This window comes from Streptomyces sp. NPDC001231 (genome assembly GCF_042896885.1).
GTDB lineage: Bacteria > Actinomycetota > Actinomycetes > Streptomycetales > Streptomycetaceae > Streptomyces.
Genome location: NZ_JBIAXS010000004.1, coordinates 83,469 through 110,194 on the forward strand (window position 1 = coordinate 83,469; position 26,726 = coordinate 110,194).

Annotated in this window: 25 protein-coding genes and 1 pseudogene; 14 read left to right on the forward strand and 12 right to left on the reverse strand. The window is 69.3% G+C overall.

The genetic code is table 11. The annotated features are described in order from the left end of the window. Window positions 1-555: 555 nt before the first annotated feature. From ACFY3J_RS06630 to ACFY3J_RS06645, 4 genes are read right to left on the reverse strand one after another with little or no spacing between them, the layout of a single operon-like run. Complete coding sequence (locus ACFY3J_RS06630; protein WP_384171940.1) at window positions 556-1,719, reverse strand: M20 family metallopeptidase; 1,164 nt, start codon at window positions 1,717-1,719, stop codon at window positions 556-558. Further along, on the reverse strand, window positions 1,716-2,393 hold the full coding sequence (locus ACFY3J_RS06635) for a DUF1028 domain-containing protein (RefSeq protein WP_384171943.1): 678 nt from the start codon (window positions 2,391-2,393) through the stop codon (window positions 1,716-1,718). Before ACFY3J_RS06635 ends, ACFY3J_RS06630 begins: the two co-directional genes overlap by 4 nt. A gap of 33 nt (window positions 2,394-2,426) precedes the next feature. After that, window positions 2,427-3,884 (reverse strand): 4-hydroxyphenylacetate 3-hydroxylase family protein, encoded by a 1,458-nt coding sequence (locus ACFY3J_RS06640; RefSeq protein WP_390840427.1) that lies wholly within the window; start codon window positions 3,882-3,884, stop codon window positions 2,427-2,429. Next, window positions 3,881-4,480 carry a flavin reductase family protein gene (locus ACFY3J_RS06645; RefSeq protein ID WP_384171949.1) on the reverse strand — a complete coding sequence of 200 codons (600 nt, stop codon included), beginning with the start codon at window positions 4,478-4,480 and terminating at the stop codon, window positions 3,881-3,883. Before ACFY3J_RS06645 ends, ACFY3J_RS06640 begins: the two co-directional genes overlap by 4 nt. Window positions 4,481-4,623: 143 nt before the next feature. On the opposite strand from ACFY3J_RS06645, the gene ACFY3J_RS06650 reads away from it, so the two are divergent. The 7 genes from ACFY3J_RS06650 to ACFY3J_RS06680 all read left to right on the forward strand — a co-directional run bounded on the left by ACFY3J_RS06650 (window position 4,624) and on the right by ACFY3J_RS06680 (window position 12,876). Further along, on the forward strand, window positions 4,624-5,550 hold the full coding sequence (locus ACFY3J_RS06650) for a LysR family transcriptional regulator (RefSeq protein WP_384171952.1): 927 nt from the start codon (window positions 4,624-4,626) through the stop codon (window positions 5,548-5,550). A gap of 93 nt (window positions 5,551-5,643) precedes the next feature. After that, window positions 5,644-6,789, forward strand: a complete 1,146-nt coding sequence (locus ACFY3J_RS06655; RefSeq protein ID WP_384171955.1) for a M20 family metallopeptidase — start codon at window positions 5,644-5,646, stop codon at window positions 6,787-6,789. 104 nt (window positions 6,790-6,893) lie between these two features. Next, a complete protein-coding gene (locus ACFY3J_RS06660; RefSeq protein ID WP_384171958.1) occupies window positions 6,894-8,321 on the forward strand; it encodes an amino acid permease in 1,428 nt (475 codons plus the stop codon). A gap of 284 nt (window positions 8,322-8,605) precedes the next feature. Next, the gene (locus ACFY3J_RS06665) at window positions 8,606-9,898 is read left to right on the forward strand and encodes an esterase/lipase family protein (protein ID WP_384171961.1); all 1,293 of its coding nucleotides are present in this window, start codon (window positions 8,606-8,608) and stop codon (window positions 9,896-9,898) included. 22 nt (window positions 9,899-9,920) lie between these two features. Beyond that, complete coding sequence (locus ACFY3J_RS06670) at window positions 9,921-10,955, forward strand: alpha/beta fold hydrolase (protein WP_384171963.1); 1,035 nt, start codon at window positions 9,921-9,923, stop codon at window positions 10,953-10,955. Continuing rightward, window positions 10,952-12,403 (forward strand): carboxylesterase/lipase family protein, encoded by a 1,452-nt coding sequence (locus ACFY3J_RS06675; RefSeq protein WP_390840428.1) that lies wholly within the window; start codon window positions 10,952-10,954, stop codon window positions 12,401-12,403. Before ACFY3J_RS06670 ends, ACFY3J_RS06675 begins: the two co-directional genes overlap by 4 nt. A 2-nt stretch (window positions 12,404-12,405) precedes the next feature. Then, a complete protein-coding gene (locus ACFY3J_RS06680) occupies window positions 12,406-12,876 on the forward strand; it encodes an HIT family protein (protein ID WP_384171969.1) in 471 nt (156 codons plus the stop codon). 22 nt (window positions 12,877-12,898) lie between these two features. Here the strand turns inward: ACFY3J_RS06680 and ACFY3J_RS06685 are convergent, their stop codons facing one another. The 3 genes and pseudogenes from ACFY3J_RS06685 to ACFY3J_RS06695 form a co-directional block, all read right to left on the reverse strand. Continuing rightward, the gene (locus ACFY3J_RS06685) at window positions 12,899-13,129 is read right to left on the reverse strand and encodes a hypothetical protein (RefSeq protein WP_390840514.1); all 231 of its coding nucleotides are present in this window, start codon (window positions 13,127-13,129) and stop codon (window positions 12,899-12,901) included. A gap of 145 nt (window positions 13,130-13,274) precedes the next feature. Continuing rightward, the gene (locus tag ACFY3J_RS06690) at window positions 13,275-13,631 is read right to left on the reverse strand and encodes a DNA-binding protein (protein ID WP_390840429.1); all 357 of its coding nucleotides are present in this window, start codon (window positions 13,629-13,631) and stop codon (window positions 13,275-13,277) included. 7 nt (window positions 13,632-13,638) lie between these two features. Beyond that, a pseudogene (locus tag ACFY3J_RS06695) lies at window positions 13,639-14,688 on the reverse strand (ATP-binding protein); the annotation flags it as partial. A 491-nt stretch (window positions 14,689-15,179) separates the two neighbouring features. Here ACFY3J_RS06695 and ACFY3J_RS06700 point away from each other — a divergent pair. After that, window positions 15,180-15,542, forward strand: coding sequence for a CPCC family cysteine-rich protein (locus ACFY3J_RS06700; RefSeq protein WP_390840430.1), 363 nt, complete (start codon window positions 15,180-15,182; stop codon window positions 15,540-15,542). Window positions 15,543-15,774: 232 nt separating this feature from the next. Here ACFY3J_RS06700 and ACFY3J_RS06705 read toward each other — a convergent pair whose 3' ends face one another. Further along, window positions 15,775-17,997, reverse strand: coding sequence for a hypothetical protein (locus ACFY3J_RS06705; protein WP_390840431.1), 2,223 nt, complete (start codon window positions 17,995-17,997; stop codon window positions 15,775-15,777). 335 nt (window positions 17,998-18,332) lie between these two features. Between ACFY3J_RS06705 and ACFY3J_RS06710 the strand changes: the two genes are divergently transcribed. Beyond that, complete coding sequence (locus tag ACFY3J_RS06710; protein ID WP_390840432.1) at window positions 18,333-18,572, forward strand: hypothetical protein; 240 nt, start codon at window positions 18,333-18,335, stop codon at window positions 18,570-18,572. Window positions 18,573-18,810: 238 nt separating this feature from the next. After that, window positions 18,811-19,749: a restriction endonuclease gene (locus ACFY3J_RS06715; RefSeq protein ID WP_390840433.1), complete on the forward strand. Its 939-nt coding sequence runs from the start codon at window positions 18,811-18,813 to the stop codon at window positions 19,747-19,749. A gap of 68 nt (window positions 19,750-19,817) precedes the next feature. On the opposite strand, the gene ACFY3J_RS06720 is transcribed toward ACFY3J_RS06715, so the two are convergent. Further along, window positions 19,818-20,348: an NUDIX domain-containing protein gene (locus tag ACFY3J_RS06720; protein WP_390840434.1), complete on the reverse strand. Its 531-nt coding sequence runs from the start codon at window positions 20,346-20,348 to the stop codon at window positions 19,818-19,820. A gap of 1 nt (window position 20,349) precedes the next feature. Continuing rightward, entirely contained in the window at window positions 20,350-21,705 is a 1,356-nt protein-coding gene (locus ACFY3J_RS06725; RefSeq protein ID WP_390840435.1) for a tetratricopeptide repeat protein, read from the reverse strand. Between the two features lie 223 nt (window positions 21,706-21,928). Here ACFY3J_RS06725 and ACFY3J_RS06730 point away from each other — a divergent pair, with 223 nt between their 5' ends. The 4 genes from ACFY3J_RS06730 to ACFY3J_RS06745 all read left to right on the forward strand — a co-directional run bounded on the left by ACFY3J_RS06730 (window position 21,929) and on the right by ACFY3J_RS06745 (window position 24,939). Next, window positions 21,929-22,678 carry a hypothetical protein gene (locus ACFY3J_RS06730; protein WP_390840436.1) on the forward strand — a complete coding sequence of 250 codons (750 nt, stop codon included), beginning with the start codon at window positions 21,929-21,931 and terminating at the stop codon, window positions 22,676-22,678. Between the two features lie 75 nt (window positions 22,679-22,753). Next, window positions 22,754-23,665: a phosphotransferase family protein gene (locus ACFY3J_RS06735; protein WP_390840437.1), complete on the forward strand. Its 912-nt coding sequence runs from the start codon at window positions 22,754-22,756 to the stop codon at window positions 23,663-23,665. 1 nt (window position 23,666) lies between these two features. Further along, the gene (locus ACFY3J_RS06740) at window positions 23,667-24,359 is read left to right on the forward strand and encodes a class I SAM-dependent methyltransferase (protein WP_390840438.1); all 693 of its coding nucleotides are present in this window, start codon (window positions 23,667-23,669) and stop codon (window positions 24,357-24,359) included. Between the two features lie 34 nt (window positions 24,360-24,393). Further along, window positions 24,394-24,939: an HAD domain-containing protein gene (locus ACFY3J_RS06745; protein ID WP_390840439.1), complete on the forward strand. Its 546-nt coding sequence runs from the start codon at window positions 24,394-24,396 to the stop codon at window positions 24,937-24,939. A gap of 670 nt (window positions 24,940-25,609) precedes the next feature. Here the strand turns inward: ACFY3J_RS06745 and ACFY3J_RS06750 are convergent. Beyond that, window positions 25,610-26,152 (reverse strand): hypothetical protein, encoded by a 543-nt coding sequence (locus ACFY3J_RS06750; protein ID WP_390840440.1) that lies wholly within the window; start codon window positions 26,150-26,152, stop codon window positions 25,610-25,612. 20 nt (window positions 26,153-26,172) lie between these two features. Beyond that, complete coding sequence (locus ACFY3J_RS06755; RefSeq protein ID WP_390840441.1) at window positions 26,173-26,502, reverse strand: hypothetical protein; 330 nt, start codon at window positions 26,500-26,502, stop codon at window positions 26,173-26,175. Between the last annotated feature and the right edge of the window lie 224 nt (window positions 26,503-26,726).

The window sequence follows — 26,726 nt, forward strand, 5'->3', positions numbered from 1 at the left end:
GGCCGGCGCCCCCAACGGCCGACGGCTGTCGTCCGGCCGCCGCCAACAATCCCTCGTCCCGGCCGGCGTCCCCAACGGCCGACGGCTCTCGTCCGGCTTCCGCCGGAAACCCACGGCCCCGGCCCGCACCCACGACGACCGACGACCCCCAGCCGACCACCACCGGGAATCCCCGGCCCCGCACCCACGACGACCAACGGCTCCCGGCCAGTCCCCGCCGGACCCCCCGATCCCTGCCCGCGCCCACGACGACCGACGACCCCCAGCCGGCCGCCACCGGGAGTTCCCCGATCCCGGCCGGCCGCCGGCGACCCACGGCCCGGCCGGCACCCGCGACGATCTCCCGCTCCCAGCCGACCGCCGCCGGAAACCCCGATCCCAGCCCGCGCCCGCGACGACTGCCGGCCGCCGCCAGGAGCCCTTCGCCGGCACCGCTCGGCCACCCGATCGACGACACAGCCCGCCGACCACCCGGCACCCGGGCCCGCAGCGGATGGTGAACGTCCCCGGCGAGGACGGAGCGGGTTCGCCCCCGCTCGCGGCCTGCCCGGGCCATCAGGCACCGCCCTTGAGCAGCCGCCCGCGCAGATCGTCGAGGGCGGCGAGGTCGAGGCAGGTCCAGGCCATGGCGAGGGCGCCGTCGAGGACCGCCCGGTCGGCGGCCGGGCCGGCGCAGTGCGCGGCGAACTCCTTCTGGTGATTGACCGCCGGAAGCGAGTCGATGCCCAGGTACGGATGGATGGCCGGCACCCGGTGCGAGACGTTGCCCATGTCCGTGGACGCCCGGTTCATCCGGGACGCCGCGCTCGGCTCGGGGAACTCACGGCCCAGCGCGGTGGCGTTGCCGACGTAGAGCGCGAGCAGGTCCTCGTCGGTGACGAAGTCGGCGTACGGCGGGCTCTCCGGCTCGACCTCCAGCCGGCAGTCCGTCGCGAGGGCACCGGCCTCGAAGCACCGGTTCACCCGGGTCTCGAGTTCCGCGAGGTCGGCCAGGTTCTCCGCGCGGACGTACCAGCGGCCCTCGGTCAGCTCGGGAATCGCGTTCGGGGCCTCCCCGCCGCGGGTGACGATGCCGTGCACCCGCGTTCCCGGACCGAGGTGCTGGCGCAGCAGCCCGATCGCCGTCTGGGCGACGGTGAACGCGTCCGCGGCGTTGCGCCCGTACTCGGGGTAGGCCGCCGCGTGGGAGGCCAGCCCGTGGTAGCGGATCCTGTTGTGCGCCACGGCGAACGGCTGCGCCCGGGCGACGTCGAGCGGACCGGGGTGGACCATCATGGCTGCGTGCACGCCGTCGAACCCGCCCCGGTCGAGCATCAGGATCTTCCCGCCGCCGCCCTCCTCGGCCGGGGTACCGAGCACGGTGACGGTCAGCCCGGCCTCGTCCACGAGATCGGCCAGCACCCCGGCGGCACCCACCGCCGCGGCGGCGATGACGTTGTGCCCGCAGGCATGTCCGAGGCCGGGCAGCGCGTCGTACTCGGCGCAGATCGCGACGTTGAGCGGGCCGCCGCCGATCCGGGCCCGGAACGCGGTCGGCAGTCCGCAGAACTCCGGCTCGACGGTGTAGCCGAGGCCGTTCAGCTCCTCGGCGACCCACCGCGCCGCACGGTGCTCCTCCCAGGCGACCTCGGGATGGGCGTGCAGGCGGTGGGACAGGCGCAGAACCCGGTCCGACAGACCGGGCAGCCGCGCTGCCGCCCGGTCCTTGAGGGTGCTCACAGGTCACCCGGCACGCCGTAGCTCGGTGCCCCGGCGGGGTCCAGCGCACGCGACAGGTAGTCCCGCTTCTCCTTGGCCCACCGCCGCCACAGCTGCTCCAGCTCGCCCATAGGGTCGTCGTCCGCCCAGTCCACCCGTAGGTCGGTGACCGGCCAGCTCACCTCGTGCACGACGACGAGGCCCGCCGAGTGCTCCGGCCCCTCCTCCCCTCCGGCGTCCCGGCCGGCGAGCAGGCCGGCCAACAGCCGCTCCTCGAACTCGGCGCCCGCGGCCCGCTCGTAGGCGGCCAGCATGGCGTCCACCACGCCGGGGTCCGAGAGCAGGTTGCCGGCCGCGACCACACCGCTGCCTTCGACGGCCCGGTGGGTACCCAGCGTGCCCTCGCCGGAGAAGGCGGCGGTCCGACCCTTCGCGTCCACCACCGCCAACTGCCGGTAGCCGCTGTGCTCGTCCGAGGCGACGGCGGCCGCGACCGCGTGCTTCGGGTCCACGCCCTCCGCCAGCAGCCGCAGCAGACGCGGCCCGAGCGCCGGGTTGGTGACGTTCTGCGACGCGGCGGCTCCGACGCCGGCGTGTACGTGAGCGCACCGCGCGGCGACCGCGGGGCTCGAAGAGGTGACGACGACGCCGAACGCACCGGTGGTCTCGTCACGGGCGACCAGGGAAAACGTCATGGAAGATCCTCACTGTGCGGGCGCGCGGCGCGGTCAGCGCGGCGCGTCGACCTTGTCGGACAGCTCGGCCGCCGCCTTGACCAGGTCCAGCGGGCCGCTGAAGTCGAAGTTGCGGTACACCGCGCCGAGTTGGGCGAACGGCGGGGACTGGGCGAACAGCTGGAACGTCAACCGGTGCCCTGCGTAGTCGCTGTTGAGCAGGTCACGGGCGAAGGCAAGCAGCCGGCGCCGGTCCTCGGCCACCCAGTTCTCGTTGACCGTGTAGTACTTCTCCAGCCACGGGGCGACTTCGGGGTCCGCGAACGTCGCCGCGTCCGGGGTGATGCAGATCTGGCCGCCGCACAGCTCGCGGGCGGTGTGCATCATGACCGGGAGCTGGGACAGCGCGACCACGCGGCCGGTGTAGAGCAGCGACTGGTTCGGCATCAGCAGGCCGCCCGGGCTCGGCTCGGCCATCGCGATGGCGGCCGTCAGGTGCGCGTTGACCGTCTCCCGATAGCAGGCCAGCTGGGCCAGCTTCTCCTGCACGGCGGGCTGCTTCTCAAGACCGGTCTGCTTCACGTTCCACAGGGCGGCGCCGATCATCAGGTCCGCCAGGTGCAGGGTGCGCTGCACGAACGGGAAGGCGCTGTAGCGGTGCAGCGTGGCGCGGATGAAGGAGGCGGCGCGGGTGTGCTGGTAGAACAGCACGTCCTCCCACGGGATCTCGACGTCGTCGAAGATCACCAGCGACTCGACCTCGTCGACCCGGTTCGCCAGCGGGTAGTCGCTCGCCGGGGCGCGGCCGGCGAAACCGTTGCGGCAGACGAACTTCAGGCCCGGCGCGCCCATGTCCAGCACGAACCCGACCGCGTAGTCGGACATCGCGTCGTTGCCCCAGTTGGCGATCGTCGGCTTGGTGAAGGCCTGGTTGGCGTAGGCCGCGGCGGTCTCGTACTTGGCGCCGCGGACCACGATCCCGTTGTCGGTCTCCCGCACCACGTGCAGCAGCATGTCCGGGTCCTGGTCCTTGGGTGCCTTGGACCGGTCGCCCTTGGGGTCGGTGTTGGCCGAGACGTGGAACGGGTCCGCGGTGACGGCCAGGGCGATGTGCCGCCGGATGTTCTCGGAGAAGCGCGGGTCGACCTCGTTGAGCACGTCCTGGCCGTCGTAGAGGGACCACATCTCGCCGATGGTCTCGTCGCCGACGCGGGTGGCGACCCCGCCCGCGGCCCGCTGCACCAGTTCGACCGCGGCCCGCTTGTCGTGCCAGTCCTGCCGGGTGCGGGGCAGCTTGTTCGCGACCGCGTTGAGCTCGCCGCCATCGGCGTCCTGGTAGGTCATCCGGGCCTGGGTCGCCTCTTCGTGCGCCAGATCGTGGATCCGGGCCCGGACGTCGACGATCGGCTTGAACATCGGGTGCCGGGTGACGTCGTCGACCTTCTCCCCGTCCACCCAGATCTGCCGGCCGTCCCTGATGGACTCGCGGTACTCGTCGCCTGTACGGATCATCGTGTCGTCCTTCGCTGCTGGTGGTGGACCGGGCCGGAGCCGGGGAAGTCCGGGAACGTCGACGGCGGGAAGGTCTCGGGCTGCGCGTACCGCCGGCCGCTGTAGACGAGCGGGGTGCCGCCGGACACGGCGACGTCGCGGATCACACCGACGTAGACGTGGTGGGTGCCGACGGTGAGTACGGTGTGCAGCTCGCAGTCGAAGGACGCGACGGCGTCCGCGATCCGCGGCGCGCCCGACACCGTTCGCGCCCACTCGCCGCAGGTGAAGTCCCACTTCTCCTTGCCCGGCCAGGGACGGCCGGCGAACGTGTCCGCGACGTGGTCGTGCTGCCTGCCCAGGACGCTGACCGCGAACGACCCGTGGGCCTGGATCGCCTCGTTCATGGGGCTTCGCCGGTTGACGCACACCAGGAGACTCGGGGGGTCCTCGGACACCGAACACATCGCGCTCACCGTCTGCGCGAACCGGCCCGACGGGCCGTCCGTGGCGACCACGGTGACACCGGTGGCCGCGGCACCCATGGCGGCCCGGAACCGGGCCGCCGGGACCGACGTGATCGTGGCCGTCTGCACATCTGTCTCGGGGCTTGGCACGACTTCGCCTCCTTCGGGGAAAGGGCCGTGCTGACTTGCCGAGAAGTATGTGAGCGGGTTCTGCCATAGGACCAACAGAACTTTTTGTGGACAGCCTTCGATTTCACTTATACGTTTCGGGCGGCAGAGAGGACCGCGTGGCCATGCACGAGATCAGTTTTCGACAGCTCGAGTACTTCGTCGCCGCCGCCGAGACGGGCAGCGTCACCGCCGCCGCCGCGAAGGTGCACCTGACCCAGTCGGCGGTCTCCACGTCGCTGGCCGAGCTGGAGGAGAACCTCGGCGTGCAGCTGTTCCTCCGGCACGCCCGCGGACTGAAGCTGACCGCCCCGGGGCGGCAGGCGCTGGCGGACGCGCGGCGGCTGCTGTCCGGCGTGGACGAACTGCGCGACTCGGCGCGCTCGGTGACCTCGTCGCTGTCGGGCAGCCTGGTCGTGGGCTGCTACAGCACGCTGGCGGCGGTGCTGCTGCCCCGCGTCATCGCCGACTTCGTCGCGAAGTACCCGGATGTGGACCTGAGCTTCATCGAGGGCTCCGACCAGTACCTCGTGGGCCAACTGCGCGGTGTCAGCTGCGACATCGCCCTGATGTACGAGGCGGACGAGTTCAAGCTGGCGAAGGACCTGCGGATGACGGCGCTGTACGCCGCCGAGCCCTATGTCCTGCTGCCGGCCCGCCACCCCCTGGCGGCCCGGGACGAGGTCGGCGTGGCGGACCTGGCCACCGAACCGATGATCCTGTTCGACCTCCCGCCGGGCGCCACCTACTTCCTGTCCCTGTTCAAGGACGAGGACCTGACCCCGGACGTGCGCTACCGGGCGACCAACTTCGAGATGGTCCGCTCGCTGGTCGCCCACGGCCTCGGCTACTCGGTGCTGACCCAGCGCCCGGGCATCCCGATCAGCTACGACGGCCTGGAGATCGTCACCAGGCCGCTGGCCCCGCGACCGCCCGGACTGAACGTCGGCATCGTGCGCCTCGCCGATCTCGCGCCCAGCCGCCGCGCCGTCGCGTTCGCCGAGCAGTGCGCCGAGACGCTGGGCGGAACCATCGATTCCTTCGATGGTTGATTTCAAATAATTCTGTTTGTTCCAACTCCGCGTTTGCTGGCTGAATGACCTGCACTCCAGCTCAACCACTCAGCCGGACGGAGACGCAAGTCCATGTCGAACCGCGACCTCGAACTTCTCCTGCAGACGCTGGCCATCGATTCCACCTGGGGCCGGGAGCGGGAACTCGCCGAGTTCATCGCCGACCAGCTCCGGCAGTGGGGGGCGGACGAGGTGCGCCTCGTGGAGTCGATGCCGGGCCGGCCCAGCGTCGGGGCCCGGATCAAGGGAACGGGCGGCGGCAGGTCGCTGATCCTCAACGGCCACCTGGACACCTACGAGGTCTCCGGGGACTGGGACACCGACCCGTTCGCCCCCTACGTCGCCGACGGCAGGATCCACGGTTCCGGAATCGCCGACATGAAGGCCGCCACCACGGCTTCGCTCGCGGTGATGCGCCGGGTCCTGGAATCGGGCACCCGCCCCCGCGGCGACCTCGTCTTCCAGGGCGTGTCCTGCCACTTCGAAGGCGGGGTCGGCACACGTTCCCTGATCGACGCCGGCTTCACCGCCGACGCGGCCGTCTGCGGCGAACCGACGGACAACACCATCGGCGCGGTGCACCGCGGCGCGGCCTACCTGGAGATCACGACCTACGGCAAGCAGGCCCACACCGCGGGCAAGCACCTGGGACTCAACGCGATCGAGACGATGGAGCCGATCCTGGCCGCCCTGCGCGAGCTGGAGGGCACCCTGCCCTACGAGCCCCACCCGGAGCTTCCCGGCGGTCCGATCCTCAACATCGGCACCATCCAGGGCGGCACCAAGCACAACCAGGTCCCCGACCGCTGCACGATCTCGCTGGACCTGCGGCTACTGCCGTCCCAGGACCCCTACGCGGTCCGGCAGCAGGTCATCGCCATGATCGACAAGCTGAGGGCCGACGACCCCCGGATCAAGGCGACGGTCGAGTTCAGCCCCCACTGGCTCAGCGGCCCGCGCCTGCCGTACGAGATCGGCACCGAGGCGCCCATCGCCCGCACCGTGGCCGACGCGGTGCGCACCACCGGCGGGGACCCGGTGTTCCGCGGCATCCAGTTCTGGACCGACATGGTCCCCCTCAAGCAGGCCGGTATCGACTCGGTCAACATCGGCCCGGGCACGCCCCCTTACAACTGGGCGAACGAATGGGTCGAGACGAGCAAGTACCTCGAGATCGTCGAGATCTACGCGGCCGCCGCCCACGCGTGGTGCTCCTGACCCGTGGTGCGCGCGACACGGGGTGCTCCCGACCGGGGCACCCCCCAGGACGGCTCCGGCTTACCCCTCCCCCTCGTCGTATCCGAAGAAGAACGAGGTCCACCGTGGCAACGACCAGTGATCGACCCGTTTCGACCGTTCCCCACGAAGAGGCCCCCGCCCCCGGCGGCGGACTCAAGAGATCCCTGAAGAACCGGCACCTGACGATGATCGCGCTCGGCGGCATCATCGGCGCCGGGCTCTTCGTCGGCTCCGGTGCGGTGATCAACCAGACCGGTCCCGCGGCAGTGCTGAGCTACGCCGTCAGCGGCGTACTGATGATCTTCGTCATGCGGGCCATCGGCGAGATGGCCGTACTGCGGCCGTCCGCGGGCTCGGTGGCCAACTTCGCCCGGCACGGACTCGGCAACTGGGCCGGGTTCACCATCGGCTGGCTCTACTGGTACTTCTGGGTCGTCGTGGCGGCCATCGAGGCCGTCGCCGGGGCCGGCATTCTGGGCGGCTATCTGCCCTCGGTGCCCACCTGGGCCCTGTGTCTCGGCCTGATGCTGGTGATGACCGCCATCAACCTGCTGTCGGTGAAGGCCTACGGCGAGTCGGAGTTCTGGCTCGCCTCCGTGAAGATCGCCGCGATCATCTTCTTCGCCTGTGTCGCGGTGGTCTTCCTGTTCGGCGGCACCGGCAGGCCCAGTCCGGGCCTGAGCCACCTGTTCGGCTCGGGCGGATTCTTCCCGATGGGTGTCACGGCCGCGGTGATCGGCAGCGTGACGGTGCTGTTCTCCATGGGCGGCGCGGAGATCGCCACGATCGCGGCCGCCGAGTCCGAGAAGCCCGCCGAGTACGCCGCCAAGGCGACGAAGCAGGTGATGTACCGGGTCTTCACCTTCTATGTGCTGTCGGTGCTGCTGATCGTGTGCATCGTGCCGTGGAACTTCTCGTTCTCCGGCAAGATCATCAAGAGCCCGTTCGCGGTCGCCCTGGACACCGCGGGCGTTCCCTACACCTCGGTCATGATGCAGGTGGTCGTGCTGACCGCGGTGCTCAGCTCGCTCAACTCCTGCTTGTACATCACCTCGCGCATGCTGCTCACCCTGGCCGAGCAGGGCGAGGCACCCAAGTTCCTCGCCAAGGTCAACTCCCGCGGCGTGCCGGTCCGGGCGATCCTCGCCGGGACGTCGATGGGCTACCTCGCCGTGGTCGCCAACTACTTCTTCCCCGAACAGATCTTCATCTTCCTCATCAACTCCTCCGGCGCCATCCAGCTCATCTACTACATCGTGCTGGTGGCGGCGCAGATCCGGCAGCGCAGCCGGGTCGAGCGCGAGGGCGGCGAGCCGATCAGGCTCAAGATGTGGCTCTTCCCCTATCTGTCCTACGTGACCATCGCGTGGATGGCCGGAGTGCTCGCCGTCATGGTCGTCATGCCGGAGACACGGCCGCAGGTGGGACTGAGCTTCCTCAGCCTGGCCGTGGTGCTGGCCGCCTACGGGTACCGGGTCCGTGCCCAGCGGCAGGCGGCGCGGGCTGTCTGAGGCCGCGGTCCCCGGCACCTGAAGCCGCGGTGCCCGGCGCCCGAGGCCGCGGTGCCCGACCGGTGGCCCGACCCGGCCGGGCACCGCACATCGCCCGGCCCGCGTCCCACCTCGTCCGCCCGGCACTTCCCGGCCGGCTGGACGAGGTGGGATGCGGGCTGCTGCCCCACACAGGCAGCCCTCCTTATGGGCTCCGCACACATGCCCTCCCTCCGTGTCCCGTGCCTACTGTGGGCCGCCGCGGTGGGACGGAGCCGTGGAAGCGCGGACGAGAGGGCGGGGACATGCGGTACAGACGAAGCCGTACGGGCCGGTGGCGGATGCTGCTCGCCCTGCTGATGGCGGTGGTGGCCGGACCGGCGGCCGTCGCCGGCACCGCGTCCGCCGCCGAACCGCCGCCGTCCTACCTCACCCTCGAGGCGGGCTACGGCGCCGGCACCGTCACCAACGGCTGGGAGCGCGTCGAGCGCTACCTCGACACCACCCCCGGGTTCCGCACCGAGGGCTACCCCTCGGACGGCCGCGGCGACCAGGACGGAAAGCGCGTCACGTACTTCGGCGGGGTCTCCCGACCGAGCTCCGGCCGCTTCCTGCTCTACTCGGCCCCCGGCTGGGACACCGGCAGCCGCACCACACCGGTCCTGCTCGTGCACGGCGCCAACGACACCGCGGACCGCGCCTGGGCCAACCCGGGCGAGGCGGGCGGCTACGGCTGCGGCGCCCTGTCCTGCCCGTCCACCGGTCTGATGCAGTACCTGTCCGCACGCGGCCACCGCGTCTTCGCGGTCGGCTTCGCGCACAAGCAGGGCGACAACCTGATGCAGGCACAGATCGTCGGCGACGCCATCGCCGTCATCAAGGCGAGGCTCGGCGTCGCCAAGGTCGACCTCGTCGGCTGGAGCAAGGGCGAGATGTCGACCCGCGCGTACGTGTCGTCGCTGAAGCCGAGCTGGGGGCGGGCGTACGCCGGCGACGTGCGCAGGCTGATCACCGTCGGCGGTCCGAACGGCGGCTACGACTACCCGTACGCGCACGGCTGGGCGCACGACTTCTCCATCTGGCCCGAGTGCGGCGGCAAGGTCAACGCGCCCTCCCCGCACGCGCGGATGACCTGCTACGGCCTGTACACCGCGCACCCCGAGTTCTCGATGACGCCTTCCGGCGGCTACGACAACTATCCCGGCCAGCGGCAGATGCTGGCCCGCTGGGACGGGAGGTACGGAGTCGACGGCGCCGCGCAGGACTGGTACACGACGTACTACGGCGGCCAGGGCTTCTACACCGCGGGCAGCGGCATCCAGGCCGCCATCGACGCCGGTTCGCTGATCAAGCCGCTGCACGACGCCGGCGTACCCGCCTCCGTCACCACCTACCTGCTGGCCGGCGGATCCCCCACCGTCGTCGGCATCTTCAACGAGAACCGCGGGCCGAGCGACGGTGTCGTCTTCATCGCCAGCGCGCTCGACACCACCGGCATCCCCACGGTCGGCGGCACCGCCACCGTCGTCGGCGCCAACCACCTGGAGCTGGGCTGGAACAGCTCGGCCGCCGCCCAGATCGCCACTTGGCTCTCGTGAAGGACCAAAGGACCAGATGAAGATGACCAGCAGCATCCGCACCCGCCGGGTAGCCACCGACCGTCTCACCGTGCAGATCGCCGAACTCCGGGACGAGGGCGAGCCGGTCGTCTTCGTCCACGGCAACGTCTCCTCCTCCGCCTTCTGGCACACCACCCTGCCCCTGTTGCCGGACCGCTACCGCCCCATCGCGCTGGACCTGCGCGGCTTCGGCGGCACCGACCCGCTGCCCATCGACGCCACGCGCGGCCTGCGCGACCACGCCGACGACCTCGCCGCGCTGCTGACGGCCCTCGGGATCGACCGGGCACACCTGGTGGGCTGGTCCATGGGCGGCGGTGTGATCATGCAGTACCTGAGCGACCGTCCGGCCGCGGTGCGCTCCCTGACCCTGGTCAACCCGGTCTCCCCGTACGGCTTCGGCGGCACGCACGGCGTGGACGGGACCCTCAACTCCGAGGACGGGGCGGGCTCGGGCGGCGGCACGGCCAACCCGGAGTTCGTCTCGCTGCTGGCCAAGGGCGAGCGCGGCGAGGACTCCCCCGTCGCACCCCGCTCCGTCCTCGCGAACTGCTACGTCAAGCCGCCGTGGCGCCCCGAGGGCGAGCACGAGGACGCGTACGTCGACTCCATGCTCACCACGCGCACCGGCGACGACCACTATCCGGGCGACAGCGTGGCGTCCACGGCCTGGCCGGGCGTGGCCCCCGGCACCCGGGGCGTGCTCAACTGCCTTTCCCCTGTCCATTTCCGCCTCGACGAGCTGCACCTGATCGATCCCAAGCCGCCGGTGCTGTGGATCCGCGGCGAGGACGACGTGATCGTCTCGGACACCTCGGTGTTCGACCTGGCACACCTGGGCTCGATCGGCGCGGTGCCCGGCTGGGACGGGACCCCCGCGCAGCCGATGGTGGCGCAGACCCGTCACGTCCTGGACCGCTACGCGGCGCGGGGCGGCACGGTCCGGGAGGTCGCCGTCCGCGACGCCGGGCACGCGGTGCATCTGGAACGTCCGGAGGCGTTCGGGGCGGCCCTGCGGGGGATCCTGACGTCATGACGGTGTGCACCACTGAGCAGGGCGCCGTCCGCGGCAGTCTTTCCGCGGACGGCGTGGCGGCCTTCCTCGGCATCCCGTACGCGGCCCCGCCCTTCGGCCCGCGTCGCTTCCGCGCACCGGATCCGCCCCAGCCCTGGGCAGGAGTACGCGACGCCACGGCCTACGGCCCGACCGTGCCGCACGCGCCCTACGCGCCGCCCTTCGACACCCTCATCCCGGAGGACGTCATCCCCGGCGAGGACTGCCTGAACCTCAACATCTGGACGCCCGCCCCGGAGCCGGGGGCCGACCTGCCGGTGCTGGTGTGGCTGCACGGCGGGGCGTTCTCCAACGGCTCGGGCTCGGCGTCGGCGTACGACGGCAGCGCCTTCGCCCGCGGCGGGGTCGTCTGCGTCACCCTCAACTACCGTCTGGGCTCGGACGGTTTCCTCCACCTGCCGGGCGTCCCGGACAACCGCGGGCTGCTGGACCAGGTGGCCGCCCTGCGCTGGATCCGCGCCAACATCGCCTCCTTCGGCGGCGACCCCGACCGCGTGACGGTCTTCGGCGAGTCGGCGGGCGCGATGAGCATCGGCGTCCTGCTGGCCACCGGTCTCGCGGACGGCCTGTTCCGCCGGGCGATCCTCCAGAGCGGCGCCTGCCACCACTTCCTGCGCCCGTCCTCGGCGGCGCTGATCACGGACCGCCTGGCAGCGAAGCTCGGCATCGAACCGACCTTGGAGGCCTTCGTCGAGGTCCCCCTCGCCGACCTCCTCCCCGCCCAGGCCGAACTCCGCGCCGAGGTGGGCGCCCGCCCGGACCCGGCGCTGTGGGGCGAGGCGGTGCTCAACATGATGCCGTTCGAACCGGTGACGTCCGGCCTGTCCCTGCCCGGCCCCGACTGCGGCGTCGACCTCCTGATCGGCAGCAACCGCGAGGAGTACCGCCTGTTCCTGGCCCCCACGCGACTCCTGGACGCGATCCGCGACTCCGGACTCCGCGCCACGATGGCCGCATACGGCCTGAACCCGGACGAAGCCCTCCCGGTATACGGCGCGACCCGCCCCACCGCCACCCCTGGCGAACTCCTCTCCGCGGTGGCGACGGACTGGTTCTACCGCATCCCCGCCATCCGCCTGGCCGAGTCCGTCCTGGGCTCCCACCTGTACGAATTCGCCTGGCGCTCGCCCCAGTTCGACGGTCGCCTGGGCGCCTGCCACGCCCTGGAACTCCCCTTCGTCTTCAACCGCCTGCACGACCCGTCGTACACCCCCCTACTGGGCCCCCACCCACCCCAACCCCTGGCGGATGCAATGCACAAGGCCTGGCTCTCCTTCGCCAAAACGGGCAACCCGGGCTGGCCCGCCTACGACACCACCACGCGCACGACGATGGTCTTCACGGAAGCCCCCACCCCGGAAGACGATCCACGCGACCAGGAACGCCTCCTGTGGGAAGGCGTGCGCTAGCCGTGACCGGTGACTGGCGTAAGGACCGCATCGGCAGCGCGCTTCGGGGTGAGAACCCCGCCGTGCTCCGCAGGCTGGAAGCGGGCTTCGCGGTGATCGGAGACGTTCAGTTCCTGCCGGGGTACTCGGTGCTTCTGGTGGACGATCCCGCGGTGGAACGACTGTCGGAGCTTCCGAAGAGCGGGCGGATGGCGTTCCTGTCCGACATGGACAAGCTGGGGGAAGCCGTCGAACGCGCCTGCGGGCGGCTGGACCCGGCTTTCCGACGGGTCAACCTGGAGATCCTGGGGAACACCGATCCGTTCCTGCACGCGCATGTGTGGCCACGCTTCGACTGGGAGCCGGCCGATCTCGTGGGCCGGCCGGTGTGGCTGTATCCGCGCGAGCACTGGCACGACGAGCAGTACGCGCTCGGTCCCCGGCACGACACGCTGCGCGAGGCAATCACAGCCGAACTGGACCGCCTCGCGTAGATGCCGAGCGGCCATGAGGCCATCACGCATTTTGCTGCTCCACCGCCACCGGGCTGCGCTCACCGCCGAACCCGTCCCGGTCGTGGCGGTCTCGCGTAGCGGGGTCGACTGTCCGGGACTCGACGCCGCGTACGGCCGGCGATCCGTCGCGCTGCTGCGCGCCGAGGCCGGACGCCACCCGGAGATCCCGGACCTGCCTCAAGGTGACCTGATACACCGCCGAGCCGGGCACCACCTCAGAGGACCTGCTCAAACTCCTCGCCGGCTGGGCGGCCACCCACTCCACGGCACGGGGGGCAGCAGACCAACCCCACTGAACCACCTCCGCGGCCGCTCGCACCATCACCCGGAACGGGCCAGGGCCGCGGTCGATCACCACCGCCCTCGGCCAAGGGAAATCACATCGCCACGAGCCGGACTCGATCGCCGCAGGCCACGTCGTCGATATCGGAGGTCAACATGACCACGGGGCGGTGCTGCCGCAGCGCGGCTTGGGCGACCGCGGCATCAATCGCGTACTTGTGCCCATGCAAACCGGCGTCCATCAGCAGCTTCGAGGCCGCCCTCGCCTCTTCCTCACCCACCGGGACCGCTCGCAGCCCGGAGAGCACCCGGTTCAGGCTAGCCGTGTTCGTGCGGGCATGTACGGCCTCGATGATGGTGAGCGCGTTGATGACGACCTCCATGCCGCGCGAGCCCGCCTCAGCGATGTTCAGCCTGATCGCGCTCCCCAACTCCCCGGCCTCGCCTGCCATCCGCCGCTCACAGCGGCCAGGCGTTCAGCAAATCGCCGGGGCCGTAGGCGGCATCGAGCCCCGGACAGTCGACTCCGCTGCGAGAGACCGCCACGACGGGAACAGGTTCGTCGGTGAGGGCGGCGCGGTGGCGGTGGAGAGCTGCCAGGTCATGCTGGTCGAAGGGCGACTGCTCCAGCCACTTGATGGAGCCGACGAAGAACATCTCCTTGGCGATGGGGGCGCGGTCCGCCCCGACGATGTCGATCTCGACGTCGTTGGTACGGGTCCAGTAGCCGCCAACTGCGGGGGCTGCGGGGAGCTGGTCGTCGGGCAGTATCCGGGCAAGCGCCTCGCGGATGAGCGGCTCGATCGCCCGGCCGCGCCAGCTGGTCCAGCTTTCCCGGATCCGCGCCAAAGTCAGATCGCCCCGCCCTCGCTCGATCTCCTCCATGGATGGGCCGAGCAATTGCAGCCAGAACCTCAGGTAGGGATCTGTCACCCGGTAGCGGCGATCCTTTGACGGACGCAGCGATACGGGCAGCTCCGCGGCGACGATCCGCTTGGCCGTCAGCAGCTCCAGCGCCCGCTGCAGCGGCGTGGCCCCGATTCCGCCGGCCGCACGGGCGATGTTGGTGAAGGTCCGCTCGCCACTACCGATAGCCGCCAGCACCGTACGCGCCTGAGCCTGCGGGGGGAATTCGGCCGCCAGCGAGCGCTCGGCCGACACGAGCAGGGCCGAGACCGGGTCGCTCAGCGCCTCGCCGAGGAAGTCCCACAGCCCTACGCCGCGCGGCCACTCCGCGCAGATCAGCGGCAGCCCGCCGGTGACCAGCGCGGCGTCGAAGGCTTCTGCCGGATCCAGCTCGAGCATCTGCCCCACTTCGGCGGGGTTGAGCGGTCCCAGCACCATCTCCCGGCCGCGCTGGTGGCAGGGGCGTCCGTAGCTGTTCAGCGCCTCCATCATCGACAGATCGGAGCCGATGAGGACCAGCAGCACTGGCTTGGCCTCCAAAACCCGATCCCAGGCCCGCTGCAGCATCCCCTCAAAGGCGCCGGCGGTATCCATCAGATACGGCCCGCCAATCGCGCAGGATCTGCGCTTGGCGCTGCCGCTCGGCCCGCGATCGATTGACGGCCCCCGTCCGTCCCCCCTGTGATCGTCGATCTCCGGTCGCACCGTAAAGGGAGGGGCGCTCGTCCGTGCACTCCCTGCTGCCGGGCAGTGGACAGTGTGCGATCCAGCACCGGCGTCCCTGCGACATCCCAGCACGGGAAACAACCAGGGGCCCAACCCCGAAAGGCCGGACCCCTTCTGACCTGTATGTTTGCCAGATCAGTGACGTGGTGATACGTCAGCCACTACACATTGAAGCGGAACGCCTGCGGACCGATCCTGACCTGCGGCGGAGCCCACTCCAGGGCCCTGACCTGGAATTTCCTCGTTGGCATGCGCTGGCTCCCGACGGCCGTTTACGGGTGTCCTGCGGACTGGATGCGGACTGGCCGGGTACGCCGAGGCAGAGAAATCCATGGTGCACGGGTCGGATCTGTAACGAAACTACGCAGGTGAGCGACTGCTACGCCTGCCCCTGCTGCGGGCACCGTGTGCTGAGCGCGATGCCCGGCTCGTACGAGATCGGCCCCGTCTGCTTCTGGGAGGACGACGGGGTCCAGTTCCGGTGGCCAACCACGGATGACGGAGCGAACAAGGTCTCCTTGATCGAGGCTCAGCGCAACTACCAGGACTTCGGAGCCTGCGACCAGCACGGCAGGCAGTACGTCCGCCCTCCGGCCGTGGACGAGACGCTCGCCCCCGCCTGGCGCCCCATCGACCTGATACCTGACACCTTCGAGGACTGGGAAGCCGAGGACCGCGCCTCGTGGCCCAACGACCGCTCGGTGCTCTGTTGGTGGCTGCACACCTTCTAGCGTCGCGGCCACTCGGCGGCATCATGACGTTCCTCATCGAGGCCCTCGTCCAACAGCTCAACGACGATGACGACGCCTCGTACGCCGCCAGGAATGGGCGGCGATGGCCCTTCAACGCCGAGCGCGACCACCTCCTGCACGCCCCCGGACTCGCCCCCGCCTCCGAGGAAGAAGTTGTCCCTCGACTCTCGGCCGTAGCTGTAGGCACGGCCCGAACGAACCCAGTACCGCCTCACGGACCTGCGAGCGGCTCGGCAAGCCCTTCCAGCTTCACCCGCAACCGGCGGGTCTCCACCTCAGTCGTCATCAAGCCCAGTGCGATGCTGTCCGCCTGATCCCGAGTCAGTGAGCGGCCTCCCGGCTTCGCCAGCATGGCCAGAGACGCGGCAATCTCCTGACATCTCCCGACATTGTCGATAAGCACCCCCACCTGCTGCTCCAGGTTCACTGCCAAATCGGGCGCCGGGTCGGTCACAGGAACACTTTCGAGGCTCGGCGGCTGAACCACATCCGGCGCCGGACAGGTCGGTACGATTTTCGGAGACTGAACAGGCCCGCTCTTTGCTGCAGGTGCCGTCCGCTCCTCGCCGGGCACGGCCATAGCACCGTTGCCAGCTGCCAGCCGAACGGACTGCGCGGTTGACCGCGGCGGAGCGGAGTTGACCCGTGGTTTCGGCACCCCACGCCCACGAGTTCCCGCCTCTTTGGGAAACTCCCGGTTGAACCAGGCCCGGTTCATCGGTTCCAGCAAGGGTTCGCCAGTCGCCGAGACCTTCCGCGGGCGACGGTCCCCCTCGTCCATCGCGGCTGCCAGTTCACGCAGGACACCCACCGCCTTGCGGCGGTTGTTCCGCATAGCCATCAGGTTGTTCTTGACTGTCCGTCGGACACGGTCCGCCTTGGTGCCGTCGTCGTCGGTCTTCTGCCCGGTCAGCGATCCCCGGTCTGCGTCGATGATGTCGAAGGCCGCGAGCCAATGCGCCGCCCGGAAGGAGATGAGTTCCTCGAATGCCTCGTCATCAGTGTCCGCCTGGGCAAGCAACTCCGGCAACCGCCGGTCCGAGGGATTGAGACCGCCCCGGACATCGCCGAGCTGGAAAACCTCCGCGATCCGCGGGTTCCAGGGGCTTGGAAAGCTCTCCGAGGTCATGGCCGACCAAACCCGCGCCCGCCGGTTGGCCTCCGGAGCACTCAGCTGGGACGGCGGCGCCTCGCTGAGCGCTCGTCGGATCAGCAACCGCTTGCGCCGCTCCACCGGAAACAGCTCCCGGAGAAGCATCATCGAACGGATGTCCCGCAACTCCGACACCGTCGCATCCGCCGGCAGCCCTGGCAACCCCGCAATAGGCACGCCTCCTGACAGAACCTCCGCGACCCTTTCGTCGAGCACTCCCTCCGCTGCGTACATCCCGAGCACGCTGCGACCGAGCGCCCGTCCTCGGTCGTTCGGGGTGAACTCCAGTGGCATATGAACGTGGTCACGCCGATTACTCATCTGTGCGATGCGGTAGAGCCTGCGCGGTGCCGAGGTGCCCACGACCAGGTGGGACTCCACTACCGCGAGCCTGACAGCCTGCACGGCACGGGAGTCGTCGTCAGGATCGGCAGGGCTCGTGGCGGCGGAGAGCGATGCGTACTCCTCGTTCAGCAGGTCGGAGAGGCGCGTGAGCCAGTCGTTCGGATCAAAGACGACGTCTTCCCCGCCCCCTCCGATCTTCTTGACCGGGACACCCGCGACCACATCGGCGGACGAGATCCGGAAAATGTCGTGGCGCCGCTGCGTCCGGTTGTTGCCCCGGACCGCCATCCACTGCCAGTGTTCGGCCGGATGCAGCGGACGTCCGTCCCGAGCCTGTAGCGGTGCTTCCTTGATGAGGATGTGCTGTGCGACGTAGAGGCCCGGCTCCAATTGCCCGTTAAGGATCAGGTCCTGCCTGAGATCGTAGGCACGGTGGCCTTCCCGTTCACGCAGCCCCGACGCAGCCTTCTCCAGATTCGCGACCAGTGACTCGCGGTTCTCGGCCACGCTCTCCACGGCCGCAAACTCCTGCGTCGAGCCGCCAGCCACCTGCTGGACGTAGGGGCGCACTGCGGACAGCGAGCACTCGCCCTCCCGCACCGGTGCCGGATTGGCGGGCGAGTGCCACAACGAGCTGATCCGCTCGTTGTGTTCCCAGACACTTCCCCCAGCGCCGTGCATCCGTACCACCGCGATCAACATGTCCCCTGCATCGGTGTGCAGCTGCCGCAGGGCATCCGGTCGCCACATTCGTGTCCCGACCTGATCTTGCTCGGTCAGCATGGACTCCGGATCGACCACGAACGGGGCGAAATTGAGCAGCGCCTCACGCGGAACGTTCACCCCTGGCGTGTTCAGACCCGCTTCCACCCACTTGCGCTGCATTTCCAAAGAGGCAGGGCGGGGAAATGGCCCCGCCTGAGCGTTCTCAACCACCGTTTCTCCCCATCACATCGTCGGGTTCACCGAGACCGCTGCCGGACGAGATCGACCGCACCCTTGAGGTCTTCTCTTTTCCAAGCCGATCCATCTCACCAGGCCAGTCCATCGAATCCATACTTACGCGCTACATTGGAAATACGAAGCCGATGCCATGAAATGAACGAAAGTGACCGGTTGTCGCTGAAAATTGAGCGTCTAATGCGAGAACCTGCTCAACTTCAATAACATATGTGGACTTGGATGCGTAACCCTGCACTCTTGCGCTAGAACTTAGAAATCCCAACGCGATTTCAACGCGCCAAGTAGTCGATCCGACAAGGAACTCCGCCGTGACTCCCCCTCCGAGCCTGCCCCGATCCACCGACTCCACAGGCGGCACGTGGTTCCCCTGGCTGCTGGTCATGCTGCTGTTCTCGCTACTGGTCGCGGCGTGCACCGGCTTCCTCAAGCGCCTCGGTGGGAGCACGCCGGTGGACGCCCTGCTCGCGGGCGGCACCGCCTTCGGCGGGACCGCTCTGCTCTGTCTGGCCATCGTGCCGACCATCCAGCAGCTGCGGCGCCGCCAGTAGAACGGGGCGTTCAAAGCCGACCGACCGGCACCAACCAGAACGCTGCTCGACTGCCGAGCAGCGTTCTTGGCGGAACGTCAGACACGGAAGCGGAATGTCTGCGGACTAACCCTGACCTGCGGCGCCGCGCAGGACGGACAATCCGACGCGAAGGCAGGTAAGCACCCGACTCCCCTCTGTAGCATCATCTGACCAGGCGTTAGCAGCCGCGCGCAGAGACCGGGAGGTCGGACAAGGGATGACGAGCACGCCGAAACCAGCGCAGCCGATCAGCCCAGCCGCCTACGGAGCCCTGGCCGGCGCGCTTAAGTCGATCTTCTGGTACAAGCGCGACCTCGAACGATTCATCCGCTTGTGGGCCACAGACCACCCTTCACTGCTGGCCCACATGGACTTCAGCGGCTACAAGTGGGCCACCGCAGATGAGTTCGTGGACCGGTTGATGGCAAATGAGCGCCAATACCGCGACCTTTCGCTTCGGATGATGGCGGAGGTTTCTCAGCTGACGAGCTTCCCTGCACTGAAACGGCACGAGAACGCCGAATCGCTGATCGCCGAGGCAAAGGAAGCAGTCGACCATCTCAGGGGACTGGTGGACCGCCAGCGCGTTGCCCACGAGCAACAGTCGAAGTTCGATGACGAACTTCTCACGTACCGCGCCGTGGTAGAGGCCCAGCATGGCTTTGAAGCTAAGCTTGCCGCCCTTAAAGAACGCTTCCTCGAACTGGAGCGTATGGATAATCGCCAGAAGGCTGGCAGGCTTTTCGAGCCATTCCTGAATGACGTCTTCAGGCTGTTCGACATGGAACCTCGCTTGTCATACAGCCTGGAGTACGAGCAAATCGACGGCTCGCTCACTTTCGACACAGACGACTACATCGTTGAGGCCAAGTGGTGGCAGGAAGCGATCCAGCCCCACCACCTCTACAGCTTCAATGAGAAGGTGAGACGGAAGGGGAAAAATTCGCTTGGAATCTTTATCAGCGTAAATGGATTCACTAGCGGAGCCCGAGAAGCATACAGGGAGAGTACGCCGTTCCTAACGATGGAGGGCCTCGATTTCTTCTATGTTCTCGACGGGCGCCTCACGCTCGACGAACTTTTGCGACGCAAGAAGCGTCATGCAAATGAGACCGGAAGCTGCTACTTTCCAGCCACGATGTTCCCGGGTGAGTAGCCGGACCAGCCCGTCGCCATCAAGCCGGAGTCAGTGGAAGGCCCTGCACCCACACTCAGGACGCGCAACTAACGCCACCCGTTAAGTGACACCTGAGAGCTGCCGCGCAGGTACTGATGGAGAGCACTGGCAGTCGTGTCGACAAAGGCGTCGGGGATGGCATTGGCATCGACCCAGCGGACCTGGGAGTGCTTGCGGGGTTCGCGGTTTTCGGGTTCGCCGGTCCAATCGTGGGCAGCGAAGACGACCGTGAGGAAGCCATTGGGGGCCTCGACGCCCCAGGCGCCGTGGATGATGTGGGCAACCTTGAGGGCCTCGGGCTTCACCGTGAGGCCCGTCTCCTCGTAGAGCTCGCGGACCGCGGTCTCCGTGATGGGCTCGCCCGGTTCGCTCTTGCCGACGGGCAAGTCCCACAGGCCCTGGGCGAACTTCGCGCTCTCGCTGCGCTGGAGGAGGACGACGCGGTTGGTGACCTTGTCATGGACGATGACGGCCGCGACCAGCAGGGTCATCGATTCGAGCGCCGGCTTGAGGGCTTGGGAGCGGTCGTCGGTCTGCTGGGCCACGGTGTTCCCTTCGTCGGGCGGGTTGTTGGGCATGTTAGGCGAGGGCTTCGCGGGCGCGGCGGACGAGATCGGCGGCGCCGGGGACACGGCGGCGCTGGTAGACCGCAAGGGTGGAGCGGATCGAGGTGATCGCCTTTCGGGTCCGGTCGGAGGTCATGCCCTCCATGAGGACCAGGGCCTGGGTCCAGGCGGCGACGGCCTCGTCGGCGCGCGCCTGGGCGGCCAGGCTGTCGCCGAGGTCGGCGTGGGTGAGGGCGTGGACGCGCTTGTACTTCACGGGGTCCCAGCGGGTGAGGGCGCCACGGTGCTGCTGTTCGGTGCCGATGTGGTCGGCGAGGTCGGTCAGGGTGCGGGCGGTGTGGCTGGCCACGGTGCCTGCGGCGGGGCCGCTGACGCGGGAGTAGCTGGGCTGGAGACCGTCGTACCGCAGGAGGGCGTCCTCGGCGGCGAGCAGGGCGCGTGCGGCCGACGGGTGCTCGTCGGTGGCTGCGTAGGCGCGGGCGTGGGTGATGTGGAGGAGGGCCTCGGTCTGGCCGTCGACGTGGCCGAGGCCGCGTCGCAGGGCACCTTCGACGAGGTCAACGCAGTGGTGTGGCTGTTTGAGGCTCAGCGCCTGGTGGGCGAGGGCACGCATCATCCAGGCGGCGTGACCGTGCGGGTCGGCTTCGCAGGCGAGCTGGTAGCCGACCTGGTAGTAGCGCTGGGCGGCGCCTTCCTGGCCGAGGTCGTGGTGCTTCCACCCTGCGAGGTAGGCGAGTTCGGCGACGGTGCCAAAGGCGGCCCGGCGTAAGGCTTCGCTGGGGAAGCGTCCGCGCAGCATGGGGGCGGCAGTGTCGGCGAGGTACGCGGTGACGGTGGTCAGGCCGTGCCCGCCGCCGAGGCGCTCGTCGGCGGCGCTGAAGGCCGCGGTGATCTGGCGTACGACGTCCACGTCCTCCGCGCCGACCAGCGACGTGCCGGTGCGGGCGCGGAGCATGCGGGCGGTGGCTTCGTGGTCGTAGCCGAGCGGCATGGAGACGCCGGCGGTGGTGAAGGCTGCGATGGCGAGGAAGCGGCGGCGTTCGAGGTCGGCGCGGCCCAGGTCGGTGACGGCGAGGACGGGGTCGGATTCCACCGGCTCCTCGGCATCACCGACGGGCAGGCCGATCTCGGTACGGGTGACCGTACGTCCCGCTCGGCGGGACAGTGCCTCGGCCAGGTACTGGCCTACCCGGCCCGAAGGGGTGCGGGTGCCGTTCACCCAGTGCGAGATGGCCGATTTGTTGGTCTGGAGGACCTCGCCGTTCTCGGCGGCCACGCGCCGCACATCTCTGGCGAGGGCCTCGTAGGTGCAGCCGACCGCGTCGATGGCGTCGCGCAGACGGGAGTTGGGTTCTCTGTGCGCCGCCACGATCGCCTCCGCCCTGGAGCTGTAAACCGCGTATACCGCTTCAACTGCCTTCCACCGTACCCACTGAGCGTGACCACGGGTTCACTTATCAGCAGCCGCCCGGTACGGCGCGACCGTGATCCAGGCTCCCCCTTGGTCCGGGCGGCACCCCGAAGTTCCGTACGCCCATACCGGGCTCGGGCATTCCTGTGCCCGCGTCCGGACGAACAGAGACGGAGACACGGTGACCACCATCGACACCACGGCCATCACGGTCGAGCTGCCCGAGGCGTTCGACCCGCGCTGGAGCCGCCTGCCCGGCATCCAGGTCGACGGCCGGCGCATCACCCTCGACCCGGCGGAGTACTTCTTCCGCTTCGAGTCGAACACGTGGCTCGTCGCCGACTGGGAGCTGGTCAAGGCCCAGCTCCTGGACGTGGACGAGACGACCGAGAGCGCGGTCGAGCAGCTCGCGCTCGACTTCATCAAGCACCACTGCGAGTCCACCTCCGACGCGGCCCGCGTCCTGGCCACCGCCTACGAGGTGTACGCCTACCTCTTCCGCGACGAGCACCTGGCCGGCCTCGGCCTGCCGCAGATCACCGCCGAGCACCTGCGGATGCTCCGCGAGGCGGCCACGCTCATGGCGCTCAACAAGGTGGAGCTGGACGGGCACATCTCCAACGTCGGCCCGTGCTGGTTCTTCCCCGCCGCCACCTCCGTCGTCTTCGACCTGGACGACGAGATGGGCGGGATGCTCGACGAGGTCTACCACGGCGGCTGGTTCAACGAGCACCGCCGGATCGAGTCCATCAAGGCCCACGCCGCCCTCGGCGGTCGGCTCGTGCACGGCTGCCAGTCCGTGCCGGACCAGACCGGCGGCGTGGTCGCCCCCTACGGTGCCTCGATGGCGAACTTCCGCGACGACCTCGCCGCCTTCAAGGCGGGCTGGATCGAGCAGGTCTACGCCCACCGCGTGAACCCCGCCGCGTAACCCACCCGATCAGGCTCCGGGGCGGGCCAGCGTCTCTCGCCCGCCCCGGACGCCACCATCCCCCGGAGCCCTCCCGTGACCTCGAACCCCAGCGCCGAACTCCTCGACAACCTGCTCACCGTGGTCGGCCAGGCCATCGCTGTACGGGAGGAGGTGCGCGTGTGGTCCATGTCCGGAGTCGAGCGCGTGACCTTCCCCGACGGCTCCACGGTCATCTTCAAGTACGCCAGGAAGCCGTTCGACAGCGAGGACCAGGCCCTCCGCCTGGCCCATACCCTCGGTCTTCCCGTCCCCCAGGTCCACGCTTCCGCCGTTCTGGACGGCTGGCTCGGCATGCTCATGGACGACTTCGGGCCGTCCGTCCGCGAGGCCGATGACCTGGACAGCGTCGCCGCGGCTGTGATCCTGCACGGCACCCGTACGGCTCCCCCCTTGCCCGTCCTCGACCAGGAGCGCTTGCGAACGCTGCCGGCCCGGGCACTGGAACATCTCGAACGGCTACGCAAGGCCGACCGGTGGCAGGACGCCGACGACGTCGAGGACGCGCTCGACAGGATCGCCCAGGCCGCCGAGACCCGCTCGGCCGGAGCGACGATGGCGCCCTTCGGCTGGGTGCACTCCGAATTCCACCCCACCAGCCTCCACATCGGGGAGCGCGGCTGGCGGCTGCTCGACTTCGCCCGCGCCTTCACCGGCCCCGGCCTGCTCGACCTCGCCAGCTGGCACGGAACCATCGAACCCCCGCACCCCGTCCGCCTGCGCGTCTTCCTGGAGCAGTACGTCACTGCCGGAGGCACCCCCGACGCCCTCGCCCGGCGCGGCGGGCTCACCGCCGAGAACTGGGCCCTGGGCTGGCACCGCATTTGGGCCGTCGAGTGGTTCATGGAGCAGTCCATCGGCTGGATCAACGACACGGCCACCGACCCCGCCTACATCAAGGCCGTCCGCCGCCACCTCACCGACGTCCTCCACCTCCTGGAGGTCTGACGTGCTCGCCCAGGCATCCCCATGGCACGCCCACGCCCTCCAGCGCACCGCAGTCGGACTCGCCGAACCGCTCGCCGTACCCGCCCGGATGGAATGGACCACGAGACCCGGCCAAGGGCCCGGCGCCGATGTCCTCGGGCCCGACCTGCGCAGCAAGCGGCTCCTGGAACTCGGCTGCGGCCCCGGTCACAACGCCGCCCACCTCGCCACCCGCCACGGCGCCCACGTCACCGGGGTCGACCTGGTCGGCCTCCAGGTCCGCCGCGCCCGCTCCCACTACGGACGGCTGAACAACCTCACCTTCGTCGCCGGCCACGCCCTGCACTACCTGCAAGCCTCCGACGAGCAGTTCGACGCGATCTACTCCGTCTTCGGCGCCGTCGGGCTCGTCGCCCCCGAGCTCCTGCTCCCGGCCATCGCCCAGCGCCTCACGCCCGGCCGGGTGCTCGCCTTCTCCATCCCCCACCCGCAGCGCGGCGGCCGAAGCCCCTCCGGCGACGACCGACCCCGCCGCGACTACGTCACCCTCCCCGACCGCACCCGGCTCCCCATCGCCCGCTGGGAGTTCTCCACCGACCGGTGGGAGAAGCACCTCGGCCAGTCGGGCTTCTGGCTCACCTCGGCCCAGGAGTTCCACGACCCCCGCATGGGCCACTGGCCCACCACCCTGCTGATCCGCGCACGCAAGCTCTGACAGCCACTCGCCCCGGCTTCCCCTGGAGGAACCGATGCGCCCGCCCTACCTGCTCCTCGACATCGACGGCGTTCTCATACCCTTCCCCGACGCGGACGGCTCGACCCCGGCCACCCACGCCCGCCACGACGTCGTCCCCACCGGCCACAGCGCCGACAACCCCGTCACCGTCTGGCTCAACCCCGCCCACGGACCCATGCTCATGGACGTGATCCGCACCGGCCTGGTCACCCCCGTCTGGTGCACCAGCTGGCGCCAGGACGCCACCACCCTCATCGGCCCCCTCCTGGGCCTCCCGGACCTGCCGTACGTCGACCTGCCGCGCCTCCAGATCACCACCAGCCACCCCAACGGCTACCTCTGGAAGCGCGACCACGTCGACGCCTGGCTGGACGACGCCCCCGTCGCCTGGATCGACGACGACTTCACCGGCCTCGACCAGGCGTGGGCGGCTGAGCGCACCGCCAAGGGAACGACGACCCTCCTCGTTCAGCCCGACCCCCACCTCGGCCTACAGCCCGAGCACCTGACCGAGGTCACGACGTGGGTCGCGCAGTTACCCACAGCCCACGCCGCCTGACGACTGATGCCCTCGCTGCCACGAGCAGCGAGGGCATCGGGGTGCGCTCTGGGCCTGCTTGTGATGGCGCTTCCTGAAAATCGGCCACCCTCTGCTCGGGTGTGCCCCAGACCTGCTCGATGGATCTCCCCACCCACAAGCCCTCTGACCTGCGAACGGGCGTCATACGGGAGGGATCGCCCGATAGCCAGCCAGGTCCAGGGGCGGGGGCGTGACGTCACGGGCTCCGGACCGTTTGTCACGGGGGCTGTCACGGGCTCGACCTGCGGTTTCCGGAGCGGTCACGGACTCGTCACACTCCACTTTGCCCCGGTATGCAGGGCGTACAGCCAGCCGGACCGAGGGCGGACGCGGGTCGGGTGAGTCCCGGCACCGTCCGGGCGACAGATCACTGCTCAGGGAGTGATCGACGAGCAGCCGTGAGCACTCCCTGAGCAGGCCGTGAGCGGCAGACTGAGCGGCTGCTAGAGAACTGCTACCGGTGCCGCGCCTAGCAGCCGGGTTAGTAGGCGCTAGCGGCAGAGGTAGCAGCTGTGACCTGCTGTAGCAGTGCTGAGCGGGCCCCGGGCGAAACAGCATGTGGCATCCGGGGACGGATCGGTGGTGTGCCCCCAGTAGTCGACCCCGCCCGAACGGATGGCTACCTCGTAGCTGTAGCCGTTGAAGTCGCTCACTGCGCCACCATGTCAGCGGTCGACCTCACGTAGATCTCCCGGATCCGGGCCGCTATCTGATCCTGCACCTGTGCAAGTTGCTCGAGGCTAGCCATGAAAACCGCGTCTACTTCCCTGGGATCGGCACGAAGCATGCCTGCCGGTCTGCCGAGTGCCGTCCGGACCGCTTTCACCTGCTCACGCAACTGGTCGTCAAGCACCAAACCCGTCAGCATGTGTACGTCCTGGTTCGCCGCCCTGTTCTCTTCGGCCAGCTCCTCGCCGAGCAGTTCAACTCCGTAGAGGCGGTTTTCACGGCTCGCCATCATGTCTGCGTGATGAGCCCGCGCAGTCGTCCTACCGAGCACCTGCAGGGCTTCGGTGAGCCTCTGCAGGTTCTCCAGCTCGAAGTTCTCCCGGCGGTCGCGGAAGGCCGCCGCCGCATCCTGCAGACGCTCCTTCTGCTGCCGACGGTGCGCCAGCCAGCCCGTGAGCTGAGTAGCCAGGCCGCCGAGGAAGAACGCTGCCACTGGCCATACGGCCATCCACCCCTTGTCCATCGCCGCAGTGTACGAGCGGCCTACGACACGACGCCCAGCCTGTGCAGTTCTGCCCGCACCCAGAACGCGCGGCTTATGGCCCGCCGCACCAGGTCGCGCTTGTCCGCGGCGACATAGGTCGGCACCTCGCGGCGGAAACCTCCGTCGATGACCAGCTCGGCCTTGTTGTCGATCCGTACCACCTGCTCAAGGGCAAGGCGCCACTGCTCGACGTCCCGCGGCAACATGTCCGGGTGCAGGGCGTACAGGGCGTCGTCGAGAAGCTGGTGGGTCTCCGGTCCCCCGAGGGCCTGCTCAATGCCGGCGGAGAAGAACTGGGGGATGAACCGGGCCGCGGTCACGCGCCGCATGGGACCTCCTGAAAGACCAGGTGAGTACAACTGGTACTCAATTCGGCCCCGCGCCGATTCTCAGTGTGGCACGAGATCCGGCAGAGGGGCCCCTGCCGCCGTCAGAACCCCAGCACCGGAGCAGCCGTGCAGCGCTGCAGAATTGGGATGGCAGCGAGCCTGGTCGCGCGGCTGATTGCGCTGAGGGTGCTGAGTCACTGTGCTGGCTGGGGGTGGATCGCAGG

Excerpts from the sequence above, each read along its gene's own strand:
- ACFY3J_RS06635 (WP_384171943.1), bottom strand. The coding sequence starts at position 2,393 with ATGACGTTTTCCCTGGTCGCCCGTGACGAGACCACCGGTGCGTTCGGC.
- ACFY3J_RS06640 (WP_390840427.1), bottom strand. The coding sequence starts at position 3,884 with ATGATCCGTACAGGCGACGAGTACCGCGAGTCCATCAGGGACGGCCGG.
- ACFY3J_RS06650 (WP_384171952.1), top strand. The coding sequence starts at position 4,624 with ATGCACGAGATCAGTTTTCGACAGCTCGAGTACTTCGTCGCCGCCGCC.
- ACFY3J_RS06655 (WP_384171955.1), top strand. The coding sequence starts at position 5,644 with ATGTCGAACCGCGACCTCGAACTTCTCCTGCAGACGCTGGCCATCGAT.
- ACFY3J_RS06665 (WP_384171961.1), top strand. The coding sequence starts at position 8,606 with ATGCGGTACAGACGAAGCCGTACGGGCCGGTGGCGGATGCTGCTCGCC.
- ACFY3J_RS06670 (WP_384171963.1), top strand. The coding sequence starts at position 9,921 with ATGACCAGCAGCATCCGCACCCGCCGGGTAGCCACCGACCGTCTCACC.
- ACFY3J_RS06675 (WP_390840428.1), top strand. The coding sequence starts at position 10,952 with ATGACGGTGTGCACCACTGAGCAGGGCGCCGTCCGCGGCAGTCTTTCC.
- ACFY3J_RS06690 (WP_390840429.1), bottom strand. The coding sequence starts at position 13,631 with ATGGCAGGCGAGGCCGGGGAGTTGGGGAGCGCGATCAGGCTGAACATC.
- ACFY3J_RS06715 (WP_390840433.1), top strand. The coding sequence starts at position 18,811 with ATGACGAGCACGCCGAAACCAGCGCAGCCGATCAGCCCAGCCGCCTAC.
- ACFY3J_RS06720 (WP_390840434.1), bottom strand. The coding sequence starts at position 20,348 with ATGCCCAACAACCCGCCCGACGAAGGGAACACCGTGGCCCAGCAGACC.
- ACFY3J_RS06745 (WP_390840439.1), top strand. The coding sequence starts at position 24,394 with ATGCGCCCGCCCTACCTGCTCCTCGACATCGACGGCGTTCTCATACCC.
- ACFY3J_RS06750 (WP_390840440.1), bottom strand. The coding sequence starts at position 26,152 with ATGGACAAGGGGTGGATGGCCGTATGGCCAGTGGCAGCGTTCTTCCTC.
- ACFY3J_RS06755 (WP_390840441.1), bottom strand. The coding sequence starts at position 26,502 with ATGCGGCGCGTGACCGCGGCCCGGTTCATCCCCCAGTTCTTCTCCGCC.